The following is a 24,881-nucleotide window of genomic DNA, read 5'->3' on the forward strand; positions in this document are numbered from 1 at the left end:
AGGTTACAAGGACGGTCATGCAGGATGCTGACCGAGTGTAAATGAGTCCATGGAGGGCACTGGGCAGGCACTGGATAGTCACGAGCTCGTCTATGGCGGGTCAGCGACTGGAAGAAAAGACAAAGGAGTGTGTAGGCCAATGGCCAGCGGGCACAACTCCATAAAAAATGGTCGGCAAACAATCTTGTACTAATCGCTCATCATCGAGCAAATTTCATAAAGCACTCTATGACAATCATGCCCTCCATAATTGAGAACCAAACTGACAGGAGATTAATCCCTATGAATCGCAGGAGAGGTTTTACCTTAATCGAAATCCTAGTTGTTGTTGCTATCGTTGGCGTCCTGATGTCATTGCTGCTTCCAGCACTGGCTAAAGCTCGTAAATCAGCACAACTTCTGCAAGATGGCAACGGCATCCGGGAAATGCACCGTGCGGGAAAAATGCATGCCCAAGATTCCAATCAAGGCATGCCTACGCCGGGCAAAATCGCATGCCTAGATATGGACTTTGACGGCGATGGCGCAGGAGACCAATACGTCCCACTGAAAGGCCCTGAAGATACCAATCAGAACACTACAAAGGCACTTCATTCACTAATGATCGCCCTTGAGTACTACCAACCAAAACTCTGCGTAAGCGGTGTTGAGGCCAACCCAGCTGTCCAAGTTGATGATGATTACCAGTACGGTCTCTATGACCCCGCGAACCAATCATTCTGGGACCAAGGCTTCGATTGCAATATCACTGGCCAAGGCCCATTCCCAAGTAATATCTCATATGCTCACCAGTGGTTTGCCGGCAAGCGGAAGGCTACTCGATGGCAACGAAATACTGTTGATTCCAACGTTGTACAGATGGGCAACCGTGGCCCCAAAGATGGCAACATTCACCCAGACGTGGTAGACCCAGAAGAATACAAGAACTCTAATACGCTCCTGATGCATGGTAGTGAAAAAGATTGGACTGGCTGCTTTGTCATGGGTGACAATTCAACACGCACAGAGAACGGCTTCTATCTGGACGGTGTTGAGTACAACCCACGTGGTGGCTTCGCTGCAAAAATGGACAACCAATTCTTCGACGAAGACAATCACAGCAACGCATTCGACATAGAAGCGACCTCTAATGGCGTTTGGGAATTCAGCGACCTCAATGGTGGCGATTCCGTCCTGACCATCCAGAGAACGAATATAAACAATTTCGACACACGAATGAATGACTAATTCTTCTTGCCAAAAAAATGACTTATTACGACTTCTCTTATGAATGAGCAAGTTGAATAGATTGGAGACAATAACAATGACAAATCGTCAGAATATTATTCGAGGTGGCTTCACCTTGATTGAACTTCTTGTGGTTATCACCATCATTGGAGTACTGATTAGCATGTTGCTTCCAGCGCTTCAAAAAGCACGAGCTACTGCAGCTTTAATGGAAGATGGCTCACAACAAAAGAGTATTGTTCAGGGAATGGCTGTTAATGCTGCTGGCTCTGGAGCTACTGGCAGCTATCTACCAGCACCAGAATTCCGCCACAGAGGCCCAAGCGCTGACGGAAACTTCTACCCAGGCATTGGCCCAACAAGCCCAGAACTAAACACACATACGAACCTCATGTCGATGCTGGTTATGTCGAACGCCATTCCAACAAAGCTACTCATTGGAACGACCGAAGACAGCATCACTGTCTATGAGGCAATCACTTACAGGTACGACGACTACCGCCCAGCCGATGGCACCTCAACAGAGCCTAGGTACTGGGAAGGTGGAACAAATCTGAGCGGTGATAACACAGGTGACTATCAGGGAGATCTAACAGAAGGCTGTAATCACTCCTACGCCGTTATGGCATTGGATGGTGACAGATACCGACGTGGCTGGAGCACCAATCACGACGCCTATACACCTCTTACAGCAAACCGCGGCCCAGCATGCGGCGAACTCGGTGGCCATGACTCGGAGAACCTACCTCAACCATTCCGTGCTCATGGTGACGAGCAATCTTGGTACGGACACATGGCATATGGCGACGGCCATGTAGAAGCAGGCGAGAGTTTCATCCTTGCAGACAACCAATACCAAGACGGCAATGGCAACAGTGCTCCTGATAACGTCTTTAGTCATCAGGAAACGGCGAAAGGAAGCGATCATTGGCTCATCCATTGTGATGACAAAGAAGCCGCTTCTAACTCTGACTACGGCACACATAAATCAGTTGCGAATTGGGAATTACTGCCTGACGGCAGCGATTCGGGCTGCAGCGACTAAGGCACCCACTTCTAGCTACTTTAGGCTGGGCACCCCTGGTGCCCAGCCTTTTTTATTGCGCCCCAACCACTAAATAAACTACTGCTGGCCAACTCACTCCTATAATCTCTAACGTAGGCATCATGAAACTAAGTTCTACCCAACCTATCTTTCAAATCGCGTTTCTACTCACGCTCATCTGTATTCTTAGTGGCATGGCCCAACAGCAAGCCACGGCCCCAATTCCTGCGGGACGTAGTGCTAGTTTAGTGGCGGTATTGCCTGTGAGAGGCGTGATTGATCGTGTGACCGTGTGGTCATTGCAACGGAGACTCGCCGCCGCCATTGAGGCTGGCGCGGATGCTGTTGTTCTTGATCTTGATACACCTGGCGGCGAAATGACGGCCACACTTGATATTTGCCTGCTGATTAAGACACAAGCGCCTGCCAATACAGTGGCATGGATTAACCCACAAGCCTACTCGGCTGGAACGATCATCGCCCTTGCCTGCCGTGAGATCATCATGGCGCCAGGCGCTACCTTCGGAGATGCCGCTCCAATTGCTATCGGCCCTGGTGGACTTAGTGCGTTACCCCAAACAGAGCGTGCAAAAATTGAGTCGCCGCTCCTTGCGGAAGTCATTGATTCTGCAAGACGAAATCACTACGACGAAAATCTGGTTCAAGGGTTCATCAGTGTTAGCGTTGAATTATGGCTTATCGAAAACAAAAGCACTGGACAGCGTGTGTTTGTTGATCGACCTGAGTTCAAAACGCTCTTCGGCCAAGAGCCCACCGAAACAATGACACCGGTCGGATTCTCTGCGCCTTCAGTATCAACGATTATGCCTTGGTGGAATACGCTTTTTGATCCGCCAAATCCAGGTGGCTTTTCAAGCAGCCCCCAACAAACTGAACAGGAAAAACAGGCAGAGATTGAATTCCAACAAACACTGCCTTCGAGTCGACAGCGGCTCACTGCCAATGACCGTGACCAGTGGCAAGTCGTGGGACAAGTGCTGACGAATGATCGGCTGCTGACGCTAAAAGCCGCAGAAGCGTCTCACTACGGGCTCGTGACCGCGGTCATTTCGAATGATCAGGAAATAAGTGACTTCTTTGGTGCCTCGCGGGTCATCTTGTTTAACGAATCTTGGTCAGAAGGGCTGGTTCGCTTCCTCCTCAATCCATGGACAAAAGGCACTCTCATTGTGGTCTTCATACTTGCTCTGTTCATTGAGCTTGCTTCTGGAAGTGGGGTCTTTGCCTTGCTTTCTATTAGTGCACTACTGATCTTAATTGGAGCACCAGCGCTGGTTGGCATGACCCAATGGTGGGACATTATGTTCATCGGACTTGGCTTGGTCTTGATCGGCCTGGAGCTCTTTGTCATTCCAGGCTTTGGATTTGCAGGCGTCGCTGGCGTTGTGGTGCTACTGATCGGGCTGATTGGTACATTTATCTCTGGTGACGTGACCACTGCAGAAAGCCAGCGCGGACTATGGGTTGGAATCACCACTGTGTTCGCAGCACTCTTTGCGGCAGCTTGCGGAATCTGGATCATTTCTCGATATGTTCACACACTACCGCTATTCGATCGGGCCATCCTTCGTGCTGAAGTAGCGACTGGAGCTGGCCCCGATGTCTCTTCACCAATCACACCTAAAGTAGCCAGAGGAGATATTGGTTTGACTGAGACAGATCTACGACCCAGCGGTCGAGCTGTCTTTGCTGACCGCCCTTTCGACGTGACCTCAGCGGGAGAGTACATTGCCAAGGGCACGCCTGTTCAAGTCATCAGTGTCGATGGCCTAAGTATCCAAGTTGAGGAGGCCTAGCAATGGGATCACTTGCCCTCGCTGCTATTGAGACTGCGCCCGACGACACCTTTCTAGTGATTGGCATTGTCTGTCTTTGTATTGCCGTACTGGTCATTATTATGGAGGTCTTCATACCCTCAGCTGGACTCCTCGCCCTCATTGGCGCCGCTTCTGCGGTGGCCGCGCTGGTCTCTTTCTTCCTCTATGACACACTGCTGGGTGTTGTCATGCTCGGCCTGACACTGGTGCTCGGTCCACTGGCTGGATGGGGGCTTTTTCGCCTATGGATCAACTCTCCTATTGCTCGCCGGATGATCCTGGCCGACGAAAACGAGGCGATTTCAACTGGAGATCGCGCCTCCTTTGCGAAATCAGAAATGGAAAGAGCTCAACGGGCCCAAGAACTACAACAGCTCATAGGCAGTGAGGGAGAAACGATGACCATACTGCGTCCTGTGGGCACGGTGCGAATTGCTGGGCGTCGGCTCGATGCAATGGCAGAATCCGGTATCATTGAGGCTGGAACTGCAATCGTCGTCACGGATGTTTACGACAATCAAGTAAAGGTACGCCCGCGCTAGATGGAGCTTAGCTCAGGCCTGAAAGTTTCTTGCAGACTAGTTCTCTAGCAAAGCCATCGCAGGAGTCCGTGACATGTTGCTGCTCTCCCCCGTTCTTGCCATCACTCATGCCCAACCAATAGTTCTCGGCCTTACAGGCGGGACCATTGCTGCCATCGTTTTGGGCAGTATTGGTGGGCTCATCTTATTGGTCCTCCTAGGCTTCGCCTACCAGTTCTTTGGCCTTTGGCTACAAGCATTGGTATCCAATGCCCGCGTTGGCTTCATCGACTTAATAATGATGAAGTTTCGAAAGGTCAATGCTCGAGAAATTGTCTTCAATCGGATCAGTGCCAAGAAAGCTGGAATGGACCTGCCAACGCAGAACCTCGAAGCGCACTATCTCGCTGGTGGACGAGTCACAAATGTCGTTCGTGCAATGATTGCTGCTGATAAGGCGCACATCGATCTGCCATGGGAAACTTCAACTGCAATTGATCTTGCGGGCCGCGATATTCTTGAGGCTGTTCGTACCAGCGTCGATCCCAAAGTCATCGATTGCCCAAGCCCAACCCACGGCAAAACAACGATTGATGCAGTCGCTGGCGATGGCATCCAGCTGCGAGCTAGAGCTCGTGTAACAGTGCGAACAAACATTGCACGACTGGTTGGCGGTGCCACCGAAGAGACCATTATCGCCCGTGTTGGTGAAGGCATCATCTCAACGATTGGCTCCGCGGCAACCCACCTGAAAGTGCTTGAGAATCCAGACAAAATATCGAAAACCGTTCTCGCCAAAGGCCTGGATGCAGGAACTGCGTTTGAGATTCTCTCAATCGATATTGCTGATGTAGATGTTGGTGAGAATATTGGCGCAAAGCTTCAAGCCGACCAGGCCGCAGCAGACAAAAAGAGATTCCAAGCTGATGCAGAGAAGCGCCGGGCGATGGCCATCGCAGCTGAAGCTGAATTCCAGGCTGATGCAAAGAAGAATCGCGCCTTGGTCATCCTGGCTGAAGCTGAAGTACCCAAGGCACTGGCCCATGCATTCCGTGAAGGCAATCTCGGCATTATGGACTATTACCGAATGAAGAACATCGTCGCCGATACTTCTATGAGAGATTCCATTGCCTCCCCAGGCGCTGACACTGAGGGCGACACAGGAGCCACCAAACAGTAGGCTCCGATGATGACATTCGTCGCGACTGGACTGGGCCTTGAATTCGGGCTTCTCTAGAAGCTGGTCGATGTAGCGATAAAAGGAATCCACACTGAGCCATTCAGAGGTCCCTCATTACACTCGCCGCCGCCTGATCTTTGATCTGTCGGGCTTTGTGGTTGGCGCAGCCTTGTTGGCTTGGATCATTCAACAAGCAATTGCGAAAGGTGATTGGTCAAAAGTGCTTGAGGCGCCAGCTTGGCTACTTGTGGCACTGGTGGGGGCAACACTTGTCAGCGCGATCGCAAATGGTGCCGCATTCTGGATTACTATTCGCCCAGTTAAGAAGCTTCGGTTTTGGGATCTTCAGGCGCTCAATCTCGTTGCAAGCATGCTCAACTATGCTCCGGTCAGAGTTGGTGCCATTAGTCGATTCCTTTATCACATGCGTGTTGACCAAATGCCCTTGTTCCAAATTGTGGCCTGGTTTGTCGCCATCATGTGTATGTTTGGGGTAGGTCTGGCAGCGGTGGTTGGCGCCACCATCATTTGCCCACAGCTCAACGCCATTTGGTTCATTCTCTTAGTCGTAGGCACAGTAGGCCTTGGCTTTATATTGCGTGGCCTTGCTGCAACACCATTTGTAATGCACTACGGCCGGGGCGCTGGCCCTATCCTGCGCAATCACCGAGCCATTTGGGGAGGTATCATCCTGCGTTTGATCGACCTGGGCGCTTTTGCATGTCGCATGGCTGCTGCCCTAGCTATTTTAGGAATCGATCTTTCCCCAACACAAACACTCGTGCTCGCTGTTGTTGCTGTGCTTGCCAATCTGATTCCATTTGGCCGAGTTGGATTCCGAGAGTTTGCCGTCGCCATGGCTGCAGCACAATTGTTCTCCAGTGACACCACGTTTGATGTGCCCTGGGAAATGTTGGCTTTGTTTGAATCCGCCGGGGAAGCCGCTGTCTTCATACCACTTGGTGGCATACTTCTCATCTGGTTTATTCCTCGCCTGGCGAACGCACGCTCTACCAAAGAATCCGTAGACCACTCGTCATCTGACTCAATTTATGAATGATGTGTCGTTCGAGCTGGGAAGCGGTATCACGCCCATCATGATGAGAATCACAACAACTAATTGATAGACCACAGAGATGATTCCTAGAATCATCCCTGCACGCGTTGCATCACGGGCTTCCGGCGGCATTTCTCCACGCTTGATTCGATTGAGGTCTGCAGCACCCATCGACCATGCAATACAACCAAGGATCCAACCTCCACAGGGGATCAGCGCTAAGAAGCCGCACAATAAAACAACCGAACTTCGATTCTCACGTGTATCCTTGGTCGGATCGACCTGACCCGGCTGATGACCAACGGCATCATGGGGTGGTTGAGTGTCTTGACCTGGATCAGCTTTGGACATAACTCAGGATCCTAGCAGCACATTACCCCTGACATGAACAACCGCCGTTACTTCCCTCCGCAAAATGATACAAATCAACAACAGGTCGCCTAGAGGTGCTTCAGATTGCCGATTCAGTGAGATTTGAGCCGCTTTTTCAGGCCATCGCGTATCATACGGCTTGAGTAGAGGGCGGATATGACTCGTTTGCACCGCCCCACCTGACTTGAGATCTCATGTTTCCAGAATTGACTACCTATGACGACAACCACTTCATCCAATCGCCCTGCACTACTGGGTGGCCAGCCCGCAGTCACCCTAGACCAAACCGAAGCGCTCCGTTGGCCCATCGTGACGACAGAAGATGAGGAAGCAGTCCTCCGTGTGTTGCGTAGTGGCGAGATTTCAATCAACGATGAGGTCTCAAAGCTCGAAGACGATTATCGCCAATGGCTAGACCTTCCTTATGCCATTGCTCATAACAATGGCACTGGTGGCATTCATGGAGCAATGCATGCCTTTGATATTGGTCCAGGCGACGAGGTCATTGTGCAGTCAGCGACCTGGTGGGCAAGTGTGATGCCGATACTCCACCAAGGCGGCATACCTGTCTTTGCTGAACTTGATCCAGATACGCTGGGATTATGCCCAAAAGATGTTGAGCAGAAAATCACTGACCGCACCAAAGCCATCGTAGTGGTCCATCTTTTTGGCATGCCATCTAAGATGGATGAGCTCATGGAAATTGCATCTAAGTATGGCTTACTCGTCCTTGAAGATGCCTCTCACGCACATGGAGCGACCTACAAAGGTCGTAAGATCGGCACCATTGGTGACGCAGCAGTATTCAGTATGCAAGCAAACAAACTGGTGCCCTCATCTGAAGGTGGCATGTTTCTTTGTAGTGACGAGGAAATGTATGAGAAAGTTCTGCGTTACGGCCATTACGAGCGACTGCTTGGATTGGAATCACTCAATAAATATTTGGCTGCGACGGGATTGGGTCATAAGTTCCGCATGTCACCCCTAAGTGCCGCCGTAGCACGCGTCCAACTACGACATTTGGACGAACGAAACGAAAAACGCAATCACAATTGCATCAGATTAGGTGAGCGGCTCGAGAAACTTGGAATCAAAGCTTTCTTGGCACCAGATGATGTGCAACGCACCTACTTTGAATATCTGGTCCACTACGATGAAGAGGCCACTGGCCTTCCAATTGGCGATCTCGCAACTGCATTAAGAGCCGAAGGTGCCCAAATAGAAGCACCACGCTATCCACTACTTCATCAAATGCCTGTTTTCACACACGGTTTTTGGTCGATGATTGCTCGGACGGATGAGACCGATAGCCCGCTTCGGGAATATGATATTGACGACCTGCCATTTACGGTCAAGGGCAATGGCTCTCTTCTTAAGCTTCCTGCCTTTCCAAATGCAGGCGATGATTTAGTCGATCAGTATGCCGCTGCATTTGAAAAAGTCCTCTCTCACGCTGATGAGATACCTCGAGACAGCGAATGAGTAAAGATCAGAGATACCAAGTATTTACAGCACAAGAAATAGAGCGGAAATTTCGCCGCCCACTCACTCGTGTGATGCGCCCTTTAGTCTTATTGACCACCAATACACTACGCGTGGGCAATCGAATTACTTGGGAGCTACAAGGCGCTGAGTATTTAGAAGAGGCGACTGGGCCCTTTGTTCTTGCCTCCAACCACCGTAGTCATGTTGATACAGTTTCAATCCTAGGCTTATTGCCAAAATCAATATCACGCCGGACTGTGGTTGCAGCTGCGCAAGATGTGTTTGGTCGCCAAGGAACAACTTTTAAGAAACGGTTGATGTATGGATTCGTTGGCTTGGCTGTAGCAGCTGGCTTTCGTGCATTTGCATTCGACCGAAATGGTCCCCCACTCGCTTCGATTCGAACATCTCGAGAACTCATCAAACGCGGCTGGAATCTACTGCTTTATCCGGAAGGCACCCGCACCCGTACCGGCAAGATGAAGGCCTTCAAATCCGGTGTCGGAGCGCTGGCACGTTTTACCGGCAGTCCTGTTTTACCTATTTACGTTTCTGGTGGTGATCAAGTGATGCCTGCAGGTCGCGTCTTCCCAACACGAGCACATATCTGTGTCAAAATCGGAAAGCCACTTTATTTTCAAGATCAGTCATCGCCACGCCGTTTTACGGCTCGTCTTGAAAGAGCCGTCCGCCAACTTGGTGGCGAAGAAGTCTCCGCTAGACTCAATGCCAGAGCTGAGGGTATTTCCCAAACAGAAGAAACCCAATGTTCTCATGATAATCAACCGAACAGTGAACACCAGAACACTGGCCTTAAAGAAATAAAGCAACAGTCCGCCTAAGCGTGATGTAAACAAGATGCTATTGCTAAAACCCAAGGCTCTTTTTCCTCATCATAGAATGCGCTACCGCACTGATCTTGCGCTGCGTAGAAAACTCGCACTGACATGAGCATTTTGGCGACATCTATTATCCACTGGTCAACCACTGACATTCCACTGTTTGGGCTGCTCGTAATATTGCTTATTTTTAGTGGGTGCTTCTCATCATCAGAGACTGCTCTTTTTGGACTAACTCATAGCCAACGATTGACATTGCGCAGACGTCGATCAATCGCGAGTCGGGCTGTAGATGCCCTCCTTTCCGATCAACGCATGCTGCTGATTACCATTCTCTTTGGAAACATGTTGGTTAATGTTCTCTACTTTGTTGTCAGCTCAGTACTTCTGATCAGAGCTGAATCATCAATCTGGATTCAAGCAATTTTAGGCATTGCATTTCTTCTGATCATCGTTGCCGGCGGCGAGGTCATCCCAAAGGTGCTTGCGAATGCAAATCGCGTTGGCTTCATCCGCATACTTGCGCCGCCCTTGCTCACAATGCACCGTTTCATTGGCCCGTTTCGTGTCATTCTCAATTCGTGGGTCATAGCGCCTCTGAGTCGGCTCACCTCGCCACCACAATTGCCGCCAGAACTTGATGAAGAAGAACTCAACGCACTGCTTGACATCTCAGGTCGCCAAGGTGTGATCGACACCGACGAGCAACGCGGACTTCAAGAAGTCATCAACCTTTCACGACTGCGGGTTCGTGATGTCATGACACCACGGGTCAAAATGGTGGCCATTAGCCAAGAAGAAGAACATGAAGAAATTCTTGCGACCATCCGCAAATCAAGGCTGACACGAATTCCAATTTACCAGGGCGATCTCGACCATATCGTTGGAAACCTTTCAGTCAAAGCTTATTTAACTCAGAGTCAGCTTGGGGCGATCGAGCTTTCTCGTGCAATCTATCCGATGCGATATGTGCCTGAAATTGCCACACTCGATCAGCTACTGGAGCACTTTCGTTCGTCGGCCTCGAAGATTGCGGTTGCGGTTGACGAATATGGTGGCACGTCTGGAATTGTCTCGCTTGAAGATATCGTCGAAGAACTTGTAGGCGACATTGTTGCTGAAACCGACCAGCAAACGACACCACCTGTGCAAATAGAGCCTGGTGCATGGCGTGTGAGTGGCGGACTTAGTATCCGAGATTGGCCTGAGGTGCTGGGGCATCTTGTATGGCGTACCAACGTCGTCACACTTGGCGGCCTGATCTTTGATCGACTTGGACGGGCGCCTTCAGTGGGAGACATTGTCAAGATTGGTAACATCCGTATTGAGGTAGAAGCAGTTGATAGCCATCATGTCACAACCGCATTAGTCAAGACGACATCAATACCCGAATCGAAGGAGGATGTGTAATGACCCCTCTGGAGATCATTATCTACCTTGCTCTTATGATTCTGGGAATCATCCTGTCTGCCCTTTGGTCTGGACTGGAAACTGGAATGTATGTCCTCAATCCAGTTCGACTTGCTGTCAAAGCGGCTCATAATGACCCACGAGCTGTCGCTATTCGTAGAGAGCTCATGCAGCCAGCGAGACTTTTGGCAGCGCTTCTAATCGCTACAAATGCTTCGAGTTATCTGGCAAGTTATAGCATCGCAAAGTTATTGACCGGCTTTGAATTAAGTGGATGGGGCCTGATCATTATTGAAACAGCGATCTTCACTCCCACCTTATTTATCTTTGCAGAAACACTTCCCAAGGATCTTTTCCGAACACATAGCGATGTGTGGACATATCGCCTTGCTCGCACGGTGCACATTCTGCGATGGGTTTTAACAATCACATTGCTTCTTCCTACTATTCAATGCATTGCGCACCTCGCTGGCTTGATACTAAAAGCAAACTCAAACGACAACGAAACCGCTCGCCAACGCGTACTGCAATTGATTCGCGAGGGCATTGCTGTTGGGGTGGTCTCTGAGGCTCAAACGACGCTCGCAGATCGAATGCTCACTCTTCGAGAACGTCGCGTCCGTGATGAGATGGTCCCTTGGGCTGGTGTAGCAACCGTGTCTCTTGAAGACCCTCTGCCAACCCGCCTCGCTTGGGTTGCTGCTCGCCACCACACGCGTTTTCCTGTCGTTGATCAGTCCGGCCGAGCAGTTGGCGTGCTCTCGATGCTGGAAGCGCTTCTAGAACCGAATACTGCAACCCAAGAGCTCATACAACCAGCTTTTGAGTGCCCCGCAGACATGAGTGTCACTGAAGCACTTGCAAGCATGCGTGTAAACCGCCAGGCACTCGCCATCGTTACTGATCCAAAGGTAAACAAGGATGATTCTGGTAACAATGTGGTCGGCATCGTGACCCTAAAAGACCTCGTTGAGCCCCTCACCGGCGAGCTACACGCTTGGTAGTTTTTTAAAAGAACACCGCAAAAAACAATTCAGAACTGAATATGCCACGCCTATGATGATCTAGGTGGAACCTATCGGGAGGCTAAGAAGAATGTTTTTTTGCAGGTCAATTTCTATTATCGCGTTTTTGGGCATCAGTTTATTGACCCTTCAGCAGAGCGCTCTGGCTTCACACCTTGTCGTACAGGCTGGTGCTGGAATAGGCGTGAAGGACAAATGCAATAAACCGCAGAAAAAGAAAGAGAACAAAAAGAATAAGAAAAAAAAGATGACACCTGGATCATCAAACGATTGTCATTCACAACGACATAAAAACAATAGTCAAGTTGATGTCAATCACTCGGTTTATGGTGGTGTCATTGCTTGGGCAGATCGCCCGTTCGGAGGAAGTGTCGTTGCTTGGGCAGATCGCCCGTTCGGAGGAAGTGTCGTTGCTTGGGCAGATCGCCCGTTCGGAGGAAGTGTCGTTGCTTGGTCGCAACCGCGTTGTAATAACATCAATATCGTCACGCATGCGACCCAGATTTCATGGCCTGTTATTCCAGGATACTGGTCGCCGACAGACCCCCAAACTCTAAGCGGCAACACCATGACGTCGCAAACACCAAACACAATGACTCTAAAACAACGCCGAATGCCCTCTCGCACCCGCAGCAATGCACCACATAGTGGAAACGTGCATTGGGTCAATCAATCTCCACAGACTGAACAAACCACTTCTCTTGCTGATGCACGGCCCAGGGTCTGGTGCATCAAGCACGCCAGCCGTACTTGCGGATGCTACAGTCCATCACCCAAAACCACTGATCAGGTGCAGATGGCCAGCACACAATCTGTTCAGCCCTAGCGGCGTTCCGCGCTGACCCAGGGGAGGCCCCGTGAGCGCAAGGCGCCCCCAGGAGGAGGCGATTTGCCGACCCTGGGGGGCGAGGAGAAAGATATTTTCATATGGCTAAGTACCGAGAATAACGAAGCCGAGCACCAATCCAGGCAACTATCATGAAAGCATCTCAAGCCTAGGCCTCAGACGGCAATAATCCGCTTTTAGGCAAAACAGTGCCACTGGCCTGGTTGTGATATACGTTGTTTACTGGTTTCCGTCTGGCTGCTGCGGAACCAGGACCAGCTCTGAAACGGGCGATCCGGGTAGAAATGGCATGGGATCACCATTGAGCCAAGCCTCTTGCATACTGCCATAGTTGGCTGACCGAGGATCTCCTGATTGCCCGGCTGGCATTTGAAAAATGCCTTCCTCGTGATGGCCCGGACTCACGGACATTCGCGCCGATGCTCCAAATCCATATTGCCCAACACGCACGGCCCGCATATGACCTGGCAGTGGTTCATCTGGCATATTGAATTGCTTACCTAACCAGGGAATGCCATCGGTCAACAGATGTGTGACACCTGTTCTATTAGAATCACCCCACGGCTCATCCCAAGTTGTATCCATCGCTTCCATCCGTTGCTTCGTCGTCGACAAAGCGCTTCGAAACCATGATCTCCAAGAGTCATAGCCGGCTGGTTGTAAATGAGCGGGTCGCTCTTCAAGAATTTGGCGAAGTGGCTCTTCATTTATTCTGAATGGTGCTTCCTCAAGCGCAGGATGATCAAACTGACTCAGCAATGCATTTGACATTTGCGCCCGAAGAATTGCGTGAAATTGTTGCAGTAGGGCAAGTCCTCGCTGATCAATATCAGCCCGGCCATTAAATTGGTTAATGACTTCACGTATGACTCTCAATTCAGCATCACGGTCTTCTGGATCAACCGATTCGAGAATGATTTCTCTATAGAAATCATAAAATGGAACCTGGGTATCTAACTGAATCTCAAGCTGCCGCTGCTCATTATGAGCTTCTGTTTGTTCAAGCAGCATCTTAATGCGCGCTGCTCGACTTGGGTGTGACCATTGTTGTCCAATAAGGGATGCTTGTTCAAATGGCATCGTGCGGTTATTCGCTGTGTAGAGTAATCCGCTGGGTGGATCAATGATCATGGGACGATTCTCTTCATTGAGCGCCCCATCCCATCCAACGTCTCTACTTGCCCAAGACATGGGCGTTGTACCATCAAAGCCAACTCTTTTGGGTAAATATCCGCTCACTACCCAACCAATACGACCAGAATCATCTGCCAACATCACGTTTTGCGAGGGACCGTAGAACGATCGCATGATCTCTACTGCATCATCAAGATTCTCCGCCTCGAGCATTCCAAGAATATTGAGATTGACCATCTCTGGCTCAAGGCCAACCCATTTTTCAACCAGAGGTTGATCCATCCATTTCTTATCAGAGACAACACCCCAGCGTGTTGTTTGCAGTGGCAAAATTTCACGTCGCCCACCACGAACTTCAATAACTTCTTCTACATGACCAAACGCTTCCTGCCCGTCTGGTGTGTAGTACTCGTCAGTATTTTTGGGGTCTACCTCAACAATAATGTAATCACGAAAGTCACCCGTGGTATTTGTAAAACCCCAAGCAACCTTCCCAGTCGATCCAATAATGACCCCCGGCAATCCAGGCAGCGTGAGTCCCCCAACATCGACCCCAGGCCATTGCAACACAGCCCGGTACCAGATGTTTGGCACCTGCAACATGAGATGAGGATCATTGGCAACAATGGCCCCTCCGTGAGATGTGAGCGAACCAGCGATAGCCCAGTTATTAGAGTTTTGACCGCCTAATTCATCTGTTGGATTTTCTTTTCCTGATTCAACTGGTGATAAATGGGCGGGATCAGTCACCGGCGGCGACACCACAATGTCCTTGCGAAGATCAATCAGTGCAGGACCTGGGATCGGTGGCACAAGCACGCCCTCACGATCTGGCGTCAATGGAACATCGCCACGATCACCGGGCCATACCAAGAACTCATAGAGCTCCTTGGGCAAGCCAGCTTTGATCGCACCTCGACGTAGTTCTTCATTGCCATCCTCATGCAACATCTGGAACATAGTGAGATACACCAACAACGAATCTTGTGGCGTCCAGGCCTCTGGAGCAATGTTCAAAATACCATACTCAAGTGGCGGCTCAGCCAAACTCGCAAGCCCTGCATTAACACCATCACAGTAACGCTGCACGGTGGTTTGCATATCTTTATCAAGAGCATTCCACAGACGTTCAACGAGCTGCCTCGGCCGGCGATAACGCGCCCTACGATCCATAGGAACCGTTGAGGGACCAATCATGGCAGAGAGTTCACCTGCAAAAAGCCTTCGCATGATATCCATTTGAAAAAATCGGTCTTGCCCGTGCACAAAACCCTCGCCAAACATCGTGTCAAGCATATCTTTACCACGTATGGTCGGAATTCCCAGTTGATCGCGCGCTATGTAAACCTGCTGAGAGATAACCGGCACTTCGACTTGCTCTCTAACAGGCACTTCTAGAGATTCTTCATGCGCACTCTGTAATGCGAATACAACCGCCAATATCATTCCACTAGCAACTAACATGAAGCACCTTTTGTTACATTCATTGGTGATGCTGTCTTAATCTTGACATCACGAATTTCAGATTCGATTTTATGTGTATAGCTACTTTTCTTTGGTGACGCAGCAATATCAAGCTGCATACCACGCGTCAGTTGGTGAGCATACTGACTTGATCGCCACCACACCATGCGCTGTTGAATTGGGCCGCGAGGGCTCTCTTGTTTCACAAACAAAGCGAGGTGATTGCCTTCCTTACCAAATGACTGCGGATCACGAGTCAAGATAACATCACGAACACAGACAACTGGCCGAGCATTACCTTGTCCAAATGGCGCTAGTCTTGTGAGTGCTTTAATGCTTGTGTCATTGAATTCATGCAACTCTGCTTCACAATCAATATTGAGTTCGGGCATCAAAGTTGCTTCTGATATATTTTGGTTTGCGTGTTTTTTTAGTCCGCTGACTAAGGCATCGAGTTGTTCGGTTTTAACCGTAAGGCCAGCTGCTGCTGCATGACCTCCATAGGATTCTAGTAGAGCTTCCTGACTCACGAGCGCCGCGTGAATTGAGTATCCTGGAATACTTCTCGCAGAGCCTTTACAAAAGCCACCCTCTTGCTGAAGAAGAATGGCAGGACGGCCATACTTTTCCGCCAGTCTTGAGCACACAATGCCCACAACACCAGGGTGCCATTTTTCATGAGCCAATACAATGACCCGGCAATCTGGCGAGGTCATGCCCTTAGACTCTGCCAATTCACAAGCCTGTTCTAAAATGATTGCTTCAAGTGCCTGGCGTTTGGTATTAAGTTGAGTCAACTCTGTGGCAATAGCATGACCTTCATCACGCGTTGCAGTGGTCAACAATTCGATCGCTTGCCTTGCATGCCCCATACGTCCGCATGCGTTGAGACGGGGCGCTAGTCGAAACCCGACTGTCTCAGCATCAATACTTCCCTTTGCAACACCTGATACTTCAATCAAAGATTGAAGACCTGAGAGATTGGTGCAGAGCATGCGCCGCAGGCCCCAACGTGCCAAAATTCGATTTTCTCCGAGCAGTGGAACGACGTCTGCAATTGTGCCCAGAGCAACTAAAGGCAGTAGATCTAACAAGACCTCTCGCAATTTTTCACTCACGCGCTGGGAGCCGCACCAATCGACTGCCAATTGCCAGGCAAGTTTGTAGGCCACGCCTGCCCCACTCAGATCTCGGAACTGATAGCCACTGCCTGGAAGACCAGGATGCACCAATACATCTGCCGTCGGAAGTGATCCATCTGAATTGAGGGTGTGGTGATCTGTAATAATGACGGAAAGTCCCGCTTTCCTCGCTGCAGCAACTGGCTCACAAGCAGTGATTCCGCAATCAACTGATACGACAAGATCACAACCTTCTCTTGCCATCTGCTCCAGAGCAGAGGCATTCAGGCCATAGCCATCATCAATCCGATGCGGAACGAACGTCCGAATATCTGCATCAGGATTGATCGCCTTGAGCATGTGATAGAGGATCGAGGTAGCCGTAATGCCGTCAACGTCGTAGTCGCCATAGATGACGATTGACTGCCCTGCCCTCAGAGCCACCAAAAGACGCTCGGATGCAGCACTAATCCCTGGCAGCTGGTCCGGGGACAGGAGATCTGCCAGCGATGGATCGCAGAACTTCTCGACCTCGGGGGTGGAATTGAAGCCTCTGGCCACCAGAATCCGCTGAATCAGTGGCGGCAGAGAGCTACCCTCAAGGTGGCCCCCAGCCCCAGTCCTGGGGGCAGCTTCTCGTAACATCCATCTTCGGCTCAATCCGTCCATGACAGACCACCATAGACGACTAAAGAACCTCGGGCCAGAGCACTTTCGAGACTGCCCCGACTGGAGACCTCCACTATTGAAGAAAACGTCTTATTTTGCCCCGACTCGGGTTTTACGACCCTCCGCAGGTGCACAATACTGGCGTGTGCGGATAAGATTTGAAGCCCACGTCTGATCAGTAGACTGGATCACACCATGCAAGCTCCATATACATCCATCCTCCTATTCGGCCCTCCCGGCGTTGGCAAGGGTACCCAAGGTGCCATGCTGTCATCGATTCCAGGCTTCTATCACCTGGGTACCGGTGACATCTTTCGAGCGCTCGATCGGAATAGTGAGTTAGGCCAAGCATTCTTGAAATACTCAACCAAAGGGCTCTTGGTTCCAGATGAGTTGACGATTGAGGTATGGCACAATCATGTTGCCAAGATGATCAAGTGTAAGGCTTATGATCCAAAACGAGATGTGCTTCTTTTAGACGGCATCCCTCGGAGCAAACCTCAAGCATTGGCTATGGATCAATATCTTGATCTTCTTGGTGTTGTCCACCTCGTCTGCAAAGATATCGATGAAATGGTGCGCCGCCTAAGACATCGAGCTGAAGTCCAGAACCGTCCTGATGATGCAGATGACAAAGTGATACGTCGTCGTTTTGATGTCTACAAAGACGAGACTTCCCCAGTTCTGGCTCACTATCACAAAGACCTGATCTTTAATATTGATGCAATCGGCAGCCCGGCAGCCGTCCTACTCAAGATCCTTGAGTTTGTTGTGCCTGCAACCGAATCCCGTCTGGGTAATCCTCTCTCTCAATGATCGAAGAATTTGTTGGCATGAATGACAAAAACCGTCCAGTACTTTCTGTGGTTGATGTCACCAAGCGTTTTCGAAAAAATACCGCGCTTGATAAAGCAACGTTAAGCATTGCTGCCGGTGAATTTGTTGGACTACTCGGACCAAATGGTGCTGGAAAGACCACTTTGATCCGCGCTATTACGGGACATGTGTTAGTAAACAGTGGCTCGATACATCTCTTTGGTGAGCCCATTCTGGGCCGAACACGCAGCCGAATCATCACCGACTGCCTTGGTACCGTTCCGCAAGATCTTGCCCTCTATCCCAATCTCACCGCGCGCGAGAATTTGTCTGTGTTTGGATCTTTGTATGGTGTGACAGGAAAGACTGCCAAAGAACGGAGTAAGTGGGCACTGAATTGGGCTGATTTAGAAGACCGTGCTGATGAACCTATCAACAATTTCTCCACTGGCATGAAACGTCGATTAAATATTGCCTGTGGCATCCTCCATGAACCAGCATTCATACTTCTGGATGAACCAACTGTCGGCGTCGATCCACAAGCCCGCGAATGCATTTGGCAGATGTTACGCACATTGCAACAAAACGGTGCCACCCTTCTTTTGACGACACATCAATTAGATGAGGCAGAAACACTTTGCGATCGAATTATTATTATTGATGACGGCAAGCCTATCGCGCAAGGTTCATTTGATGAGTTGGTAGCTGAGACCATCGGTTCGGATCGCGTTATCGTTATAGAATGCGCACTTGATAATAAATATGCCCAATCGCTTCCAGAGCACTGGTCCTATGACGGGACTGTCATTCGCGTAAAAGTAAAAGATGTATGGAAAGAATTGCCAGGAATCATTGAAGTGCTTCAAGATATCAGCACTCCAATTGGCAACATCCATATCAAGCTTCCGAGTTTGCATGATGTATTCCTACATCTCACCGGACGGGAGTTACGCGAGTGATATTCACTATTTTTAGAGTTGGAGCGATACGTGTCTATCGAGATTGGATCAGTCTGGGCTTAGCTTTTGTGCTACCAATTGTTTTCTTTACGATCCTCGCACTTGTTTTTGGCGGAATGACTGTCAACACAGAAGGCAATCGCTCTGTCAAGGTGATGTTTGTGGACCTTGACGATTCTTCTCAAAGCAGGGCGATCGTCAATTGGGTCAAGAACAGCAATGTTGGCATCATGGTGATTCCACCCCCACCAGCAACAAGCTCAGATGAACCGCCTACGAAAGAAGCATGGCGTGCTGTCCGAACAGGTCACGTTCCCGCAGCGGTAATCATCCCAAAGGATTTTGGCAAGAGCGTGAGCAATATCAAGGGCGGGACACCTCAACTCACGATCTATACCGATGAGGCGAACCCGATCACACCCATGATTATCCAGGGCACGCTTCAAGCTGCAATGGCGAAGGCGCTACCAGAAATTGCTTTGGCCAACGGCTATCGAATCATTGAGAAGCTCATTGGTCCACTCACACTGAAACAACAAGAGCACCTTGAACACATAAGAACATTGCTCACGAAGCATCCTTCAAATCAGAGCACTGACACGGTCGGCACACACTTTAGCTCAGACAATTTGTCGCCCGTAAAGATTCAAGTCGAATCCGTTCACAAGCAAGGCGTGACCGTCGAGTCAGGTCATGACATGGTCACGTTCTATGCTGCTGGCATTGCGGTGACGTTTCTACTCTTCACCGCAATGGGCGCTGGCGGCACGCTATTAGAGGAAGAAGAGATTGGTGTACTAGAGCGCCTCATGGATACTCGAGTTGGTATGACGAGACTACTCCTTGGCAAATGGCTTTTTCTTATGCTTCTTTCGTTTCTACAAGTCATTGTGATGTTTATCTTTGCAGAGTTTGTCTTCGGGGTGGCTCTATTTACCACCAAGCACATTATTGGCTTGCTTGTAGTCACACTCTTTACAGTGGCCACCTCATCAGGTTTTGGACTGTTACTGGCGACCATTTGCAAAACTCGTGCCCAGCTCGCAGGCATCGGCGTTGTCGTGATTTTGATGATGAGTGCTATTGGGGGAAGCATGTTCCCCGCCTTTATGATGCCAAACTGGATGCAGACGGTTGGCATCTACACCTTTAATCACTGGGCCGTCCAGGCCTACCAAGGTGTCTTTTGGTATGACAACCCAGACCAATCAATCATTGGCATGCTTGGCACACTCTGGCCGGAATACCTTGTGCTCACTGCTTTGACGTTCATCTTTCTGGCTGTAAGTCGATTTTTGGCACGCCGATGGGAAATTGCCTAGAAACTGCCGTCAACTGACTACAATAGATGCTCAATGCCCTCTCTTGTTGAGGTCATTTTCCTCTTTGATAATTGGGGCCGAACTGGTATCGACCGGACAGGGAAGGTTCGTCGTTGCACGTCGTGGACGCATCTTTGCCACGTAAAAAGGATGCAACTTTATAACTGCCAATCCGCAGTACGCACTCGCAGCTTAATGCTGTGACAGCCACCGCCTGACGCCCGATGAGGTGGTGGCTGAAAACATCGGGCTGGTTCCAATGGGCTCACAGGCCTCGGCGGAACGAGATATTTGTCTGTGTAGGCAAAGCGAAATGCTGTCGTCGGCAGCTCGCGGCGCCGAGATTAAAACGGCGACTACACGTGTAGACGCGGCGCTCTGACTGTTTCGGCACGGGGGTTCGATTCCCCCCGGCTCCACTATCCAGAATGAGAAGGCACTGAGTTAAGTCGCTGCCGCACTTCAATCAGCCTCGCGCAGATGCTAATTGCTATTTCTTCAGGCGTCTCAGCACCGATCCCTAGACCAATTGGTGAATCGATGCGATCGAGAAAGTCGCGACGAATGCCTCGCCCCTTAAGCACCTCAAGCACTTGAACGACACGTCGCTTACTACCCATCAGTCCAATGTACTGGCTTTTGACTGTGGCCAGTGCTTCGAGCGCAGCAACATCGTGTTCGTAACTACGACTCACAATTGCTGCGTAGAGCTGACGATCAGACTGTTGACGCATAAGCGTTGCTGCGACTGATTCGCAGCACTTGATACATCCCTCAGCTAGCAAGTCATTGCCATCAGTCATCGGTCGATCATCCTGAATCACAATCTGAAAGCCCAAAGGATGAGCCGCACGCGCGAGTGCTAAACCACAATGGCCCCCACCTATGATAAGCAACATCGCATCAGGCAATATGTAGAAAGGATCTGCTGTTTCACTTATGAGCCGGTTTGTGCCGACCACTTGGAGTGACCACGACTGATTGTCTGGAAACTGCTGCTGTACAGACTGACCTATTTGAAGTGCTCCCAACGCCTCTTCTATAGATTCAAGTGCCGCTGGGGCGAGCAAATCCAGACGTACCTTCATCGTCCCGCCACAGATTCCATCTCGAGGCTCTTCACAAGTTCCCCGAAGATCTATCACCACTTCCTTCGGCCCATTTACCTTCTTCATCTGGCGAGCCGCCTCGACCACTCTTGCTTCAGCTTGGCCACCACCAATCGTGCCTAAACACCAGTCTTCACCACAAGCCATTTGAGCACCGGCATAGCGAGGTGTCGAGCCACGGACGTCACGCACAGTCGCCAATACAACTGAGCCTGTCTTCAAACGCCCGGATACTGCGCGAAAAAAATGTTCGCCAGTCATCGTAATTCACTTTCAGAAACCTGATTCCAGCACTCCCAGAATGTCTGGCTTGGATCTGAATAAACGCGAAGCATTGCAGCTGCAATTTTCTTTGGATCATGCCATTTCTCAACAAATCGCCGTGACTCTTGTCCTGCTTTTCGTAGCCCTTCTACATCTCGGAGATTTGCACGCAATGTCGCCAAGAGATTTTCTGGGTTTACCTGAATCAACGGCAACTCATTTCGCATTTGTTCTGGAATATACTCCAGATCTTCTTGTCTTATATAGCACATGACAGGCTTACCCATTGCCATCATCTCGACTGCAAATGCCCCGTACCATCCAACCCGCAGTTGATCAATAACTAAGTCTGCTTGCTTATATAACTCCATTGCTTGCTGGTGAGGAATGCCCTCGATAAACAGCCATTCGAGATCAAACTCACCTTCAAGAGCACTCGCTGCCTCTTCGATAACTTTGGTCCCTTTAACCGCGCGATTTGTTGGTGCGTGCAGAATCTTCAACTTCGCTTTTTTCTCTGAGGGAACCACTTTTACGACATCAGGATTGACTGCAGCGTATGGCACAAATTCGGCCTGAGGGACCACATGCAAGAGATCCGGATTCAGGCAGAACACTCGATGCGCTGATCTGGACACATAGCTAATATTATTCGCCTTGCTCGCATCATCACGAGGATGACATAAGCCCTCGCCTTGCTGCTGACCACAACAAGATAACGAAAAGTTTTTCTGGCAATAACCAACCTGCCTCGCATCACACCCCTGATATGTCATCACCACTGTCTTACCCGCTGCGCGCAGTAACGGAAGATCAATACCATGAGATCCGAGTCGAGGCAAAAAGCTCTGTCCAAAATTAAAATGAAACACATCGTGACGAGATATTGATTTAAGTCCGAATAGGACCCGTTTAGTCAAACGGTTCCATCGATTCGTTTGCCCAAGATTCAGATCAATATCAACTGGATATCCCAACCACGATCGTTGTAATACTGCAAGCATACTCTGTGCACCGAGTGCTTTCTCTGCTGCAACAAGACCGCTCGGATGTCCGCCGACATCAGTAGGCGCGTGTAAAACCCGAATTCCATGCGAGCGTTCTTCATTCATAGCTATTCACGGTCTCTTGCAACGCCTTTGACAGAGAAGTAAACGAAATGTCAACAAGAGAGCAGAGACGCTTTACATCCGCTATTAGATCAAATGGCCGTGTCGCCTCAGCCAATTCAAAAATAGGCTCAATACCAAGGGCCTGGCCAATACCCATTCCTATTTCACGAATACTTACACCATTTGGACCACCGACATTAATGACATTATCTCTAATCGTTCCACTCAACATGCCACCAATCAACGCTTCTAATCCAATCAGCAGATCGTTAATATAGATCAGTGAGACAACAAGCCCCCCCTCATCTTCAATATTGGCTGGATGACGCTGCAAAGTGATCGCTTGCTGTTTTTTGATACGACCTGCCAAACCCGGAACCAGCATATTTTCTTGACCTGGGCCAAACGCGCCGAAAATTCGTATGGTCAGCGTCTGCATCTCACCAGCAATCGCACCCACGACATCTTCACCCATCACCTTACTAAGTGCATATGCATTGTCACGACGAAGTGGTGTCTGCTCATTCATGGCAGCAAAACTATCTGTATATACGTTACCTGTTGAAGCATAAACAAACAGGCGGGCACCCGACTTCTTCGCTGCAGCTGCTACTCGAGCCGCACCGACAACATTCACGCCAAATAGATTATCTGCCTGTTCTGGAAACGATCGGTAATGTGGGGATTGTGATAAATAGACAACCACCTCAGTTCCAGGTGCGATCACAATACCATCGTTACAAACATCAATCGGCAGGACACCCGTACGTTCGCAAGGATGAATATCGTATCCAATGACATCATGCCCCTGTTCTTTCAAGCGCTTCAGCAAGTGCCTTCCAATAAACCCACTGGCTCCAACAATTGCATACTTCATGAAGATCTCTTATCTAGGGTAGCTGACCTGCTTCAACATTGAGCTGCTTGTAGGCCCGGTGCAAACGTGCGGCAAAGTGCACTGGCGTATGGTGTTGTTCAATATACTTTCGCCCAGCTGCACCAAGCTGATGAACGCGCATTCTGTTATTGGCAAGATCCCGAAGGGTGTCTTCCAGCTGATCAGGATTCGCAGACAAGATGGGACAAGCTTCAGAATCGAGTAGATATCGCTCTGGATCTCGAATGTAACAAATAACAGGTTTCCCTAAGGCCATCCCCTCTTGAGCGGTATAACCATGAAAACCAATTAGACATTGATCAAAGAGAACGTCGGCCTGTTGATACAACTTCAACGCCTCTTCATTCGATAGGTTTTCAATAAGCTGTAACTCAATCAACACGCCCTCTTGCTGTAATCTTTCCACCGCCGACATCAGAAAGCGAGTTCCCTTATAGGCGCGGTTATTCGGAGCATGAACTACACACAACGCAGTAGTAGAGTCCGCGCTCGGTACGTGCGGCTTGTATTTATTACCACTTTCTACATCGAGTTCTACCGGCCAATAAAATATATCGTTAATACTGCCTGGCGTGTAGTGAATCATATCACCCATTGAAAACACAGCAGTTGTATTATTCCTTATTCGCTCTGCATATCTGTCACCTGTTTCCTTATTACAAATACAAAACGATCCTGGCTGGGGACACTCCATACAACAGTTATATTGCCCGAGCGATTCGGTGCGCTCACGAGAACGAACATCGCCTCCATATGCCCAACAGAATACTTCTTTCTTAATCTTTTTCAGGAGCTCAAGCTCATCCCAGTTAAACGTGAATGGCTCTGGCGATACAAGAATGCCACGATCACAGTAAAAGTGGAACCGATCAAATTTCCAGATCGCCCATAACAACACACCGTATGGACTAAGCCTCCCAATGATAGGCAAGCGCCTCCATTTGGCTAAGTCATAGGTAAACGCACCACGAATGTGATCATGTTCAAAAACCAGCGATCGTGCATCAATTCCCAGCAAGCACTCAGCCCGTGCATTAATACCCATATTCAACACTGGATGCCCGACCCAAAGACTGCGAAGAACTCGCTTCTTTTTGCGACGTGTTCGAAAACACCCCAAGGTTCGAATGACCATCATAAGCAAAACGTGAATGAGCTTTGTCATGA

The 24,881-nt window shown here is 49.7% G+C and carries 21 protein-coding genes and 1 other RNA gene; 15 read left to right on the forward strand and 7 right to left on the reverse strand.

Going from position 1 to position 24,881, the window contains the following annotated elements:
- Positions 1-282 precede the first annotated feature (282 nt).
- The 6 genes from P8J86_00735 to P8J86_00760 all read left to right on the forward strand — a co-directional run bounded on the left by P8J86_00735 (position 283) and on the right by P8J86_00760 (position 6,871).
- Entirely contained in the window at positions 283-1,227 is a 945-nt protein-coding gene (locus P8J86_00735; GenBank protein ID MDG2053211.1) for a type II secretion system protein, read from the forward strand.
- Between the two features lie 76 nt (positions 1,228-1,303).
- Positions 1,304-2,272 carry a type II secretion system protein gene (locus tag P8J86_00740; protein ID MDG2053212.1) on the forward strand — a complete coding sequence of 323 codons (969 nt, stop codon included), beginning with the start codon at positions 1,304-1,306 and terminating at the stop codon, positions 2,270-2,272.
- A gap of 122 nt (positions 2,273-2,394) precedes the next feature.
- A complete protein-coding gene (locus tag P8J86_00745) occupies positions 2,395-4,089 on the forward strand; it encodes an NfeD family protein (GenBank protein ID MDG2053213.1) in 1,695 nt (564 codons plus the stop codon).
- A 2-nt stretch (positions 4,090-4,091) separates the two neighbouring features.
- On the forward strand, positions 4,092-4,652 hold the full coding sequence (locus P8J86_00750) for an NfeD family protein (GenBank protein ID MDG2053214.1): 561 nt from the start codon (positions 4,092-4,094) through the stop codon (positions 4,650-4,652).
- A 73-nt stretch (positions 4,653-4,725) separates the two neighbouring features.
- Positions 4,726-5,811 (forward strand): flotillin-like protein FloA, encoded by a 1,086-nt coding sequence (gene floA, locus P8J86_00755; protein MDG2053215.1) that lies wholly within the window; start codon positions 4,726-4,728, stop codon positions 5,809-5,811.
- A gap of 172 nt (positions 5,812-5,983) precedes the next feature.
- On the forward strand, positions 5,984-6,871 hold the full coding sequence (locus P8J86_00760) for a hypothetical protein (protein ID MDG2053216.1): 888 nt from the start codon (positions 5,984-5,986) through the stop codon (positions 6,869-6,871).
- Here the strand turns inward: P8J86_00760 and P8J86_00765 are convergent.
- Positions 6,857-7,219 carry a hypothetical protein gene (locus tag P8J86_00765; protein MDG2053217.1) on the reverse strand — a complete coding sequence of 121 codons (363 nt, stop codon included), beginning with the start codon at positions 7,217-7,219 and terminating at the stop codon, positions 6,857-6,859. The genes P8J86_00760 and P8J86_00765 overlap by 15 nt on opposite strands.
- 237 nt (positions 7,220-7,456) lie before the next feature.
- Here P8J86_00765 and P8J86_00770 point away from each other — a divergent pair, with 237 nt between their 5' ends.
- The 5 genes from P8J86_00770 (at position 7,457) to P8J86_00790 (ending at position 12,825) form a co-directional block, all read left to right on the forward strand.
- Entirely contained in the window at positions 7,457-8,722 is a 1,266-nt protein-coding gene (locus P8J86_00770; GenBank protein ID MDG2053218.1) for a DegT/DnrJ/EryC1/StrS family aminotransferase, read from the forward strand.
- A complete protein-coding gene (locus tag P8J86_00775) occupies positions 8,719-9,567 on the forward strand; it encodes a lysophospholipid acyltransferase family protein (GenBank protein MDG2053219.1) in 849 nt (282 codons plus the stop codon). Before P8J86_00770 ends, P8J86_00775 begins: the two co-directional genes overlap by 4 nt.
- Positions 9,568-9,672: 105 nt before the next feature.
- Positions 9,673-10,974, forward strand: coding sequence for a hemolysin family protein (locus tag P8J86_00780; protein ID MDG2053220.1), 1,302 nt, complete (start codon positions 9,673-9,675; stop codon positions 10,972-10,974).
- A complete protein-coding gene (locus P8J86_00785) occupies positions 10,974-11,978 on the forward strand; it encodes a CNNM domain-containing protein (GenBank protein ID MDG2053221.1) in 1,005 nt (334 codons plus the stop codon). Before P8J86_00780 ends, P8J86_00785 begins: the two co-directional genes overlap by 1 nt.
- 268 nt (positions 11,979-12,246) lie before the next feature.
- Entirely contained in the window at positions 12,247-12,825 is a 579-nt protein-coding gene (locus tag P8J86_00790; protein MDG2053222.1) for a hypothetical protein, read from the forward strand.
- 240 nt (positions 12,826-13,065) lie between these two features.
- Here the strand turns inward: P8J86_00790 and P8J86_00795 are convergent, their stop codons facing one another.
- Positions 13,066-15,444 (reverse strand): penicillin acylase family protein, encoded by a 2,379-nt coding sequence (locus P8J86_00795; protein MDG2053223.1) that lies wholly within the window; start codon positions 15,442-15,444, stop codon positions 13,066-13,068.
- Positions 15,438-17,234, reverse strand: a complete 1,797-nt coding sequence (gene recJ, locus P8J86_00800) for a single-stranded-DNA-specific exonuclease RecJ (protein MDG2053224.1) — start codon at positions 17,232-17,234, stop codon at positions 15,438-15,440. The genes P8J86_00795 and recJ overlap by 7 nt, the downstream gene beginning before the upstream one ends.
- A gap of 195 nt (positions 17,235-17,429) precedes the next feature.
- Between recJ and P8J86_00805 the strand changes: the two genes are divergently transcribed.
- The 4 genes from P8J86_00805 (at position 17,430) to ssrA (ending at position 20,753) form a co-directional block, all read left to right on the forward strand.
- A complete protein-coding gene (locus P8J86_00805; protein ID MDG2053225.1) occupies positions 17,430-18,050 on the forward strand; it encodes a nucleoside monophosphate kinase in 621 nt (206 codons plus the stop codon).
- A 17-nt stretch (positions 18,051-18,067) separates the two neighbouring features.
- On the forward strand, positions 18,068-19,009 hold the full coding sequence (locus tag P8J86_00810; protein ID MDG2053226.1) for an ABC transporter ATP-binding protein: 942 nt from the start codon (positions 18,068-18,070) through the stop codon (positions 19,007-19,009).
- On the forward strand, positions 19,006-20,331 hold the full coding sequence (locus P8J86_00815; protein ID MDG2053227.1) for an ABC transporter permease: 1,326 nt from the start codon (positions 19,006-19,008) through the stop codon (positions 20,329-20,331). Before P8J86_00810 ends, P8J86_00815 begins: the two co-directional genes overlap by 4 nt.
- Positions 20,332-20,404: 73 nt before the next feature.
- Positions 20,405-20,753: a transfer-messenger RNA gene (ssrA, locus tag P8J86_00820) on the forward strand.
- Here the strand turns inward: ssrA and P8J86_00825 are convergent.
- The 4 genes from P8J86_00825 to P8J86_00840 are packed head-to-tail and all read right to left on the reverse strand — an operon-like array spanning position 20,751 to position 24,879.
- The gene (locus tag P8J86_00825; GenBank protein MDG2053228.1) at positions 20,751-21,701 is read right to left on the reverse strand and encodes an XdhC family protein; all 951 of its coding nucleotides are present in this window, start codon (positions 21,699-21,701) and stop codon (positions 20,751-20,753) included. The genes ssrA and P8J86_00825 overlap by 3 nt on opposite strands.
- Positions 21,698-22,816 carry a glycosyltransferase gene (locus tag P8J86_00830; GenBank protein ID MDG2053229.1) on the reverse strand — a complete coding sequence of 373 codons (1,119 nt, stop codon included), beginning with the start codon at positions 22,814-22,816 and terminating at the stop codon, positions 21,698-21,700. The genes P8J86_00825 and P8J86_00830 overlap by 4 nt, the downstream gene beginning before the upstream one ends.
- Entirely contained in the window at positions 22,809-23,693 is an 885-nt protein-coding gene (locus P8J86_00835) for an NAD(P)-dependent oxidoreductase (GenBank protein ID MDG2053230.1), read from the reverse strand. Before P8J86_00835 ends, P8J86_00830 begins: the two co-directional genes overlap by 8 nt.
- A 13-nt stretch (positions 23,694-23,706) precedes the next feature.
- On the reverse strand, positions 23,707-24,879 hold the full coding sequence (locus P8J86_00840; protein MDG2053231.1) for a glycosyltransferase: 1,173 nt from the start codon (positions 24,877-24,879) through the stop codon (positions 23,707-23,709).
- Positions 24,880-24,881: the final 2 nt, after the last annotated feature.

It is taken from the genome of Phycisphaerales bacterium, assembly GCA_029268515.1.
In the GTDB taxonomy this organism is placed as follows: Bacteria; Planctomycetota; Phycisphaerae; order Phycisphaerales; family SM1A02; genus JAQWNP01.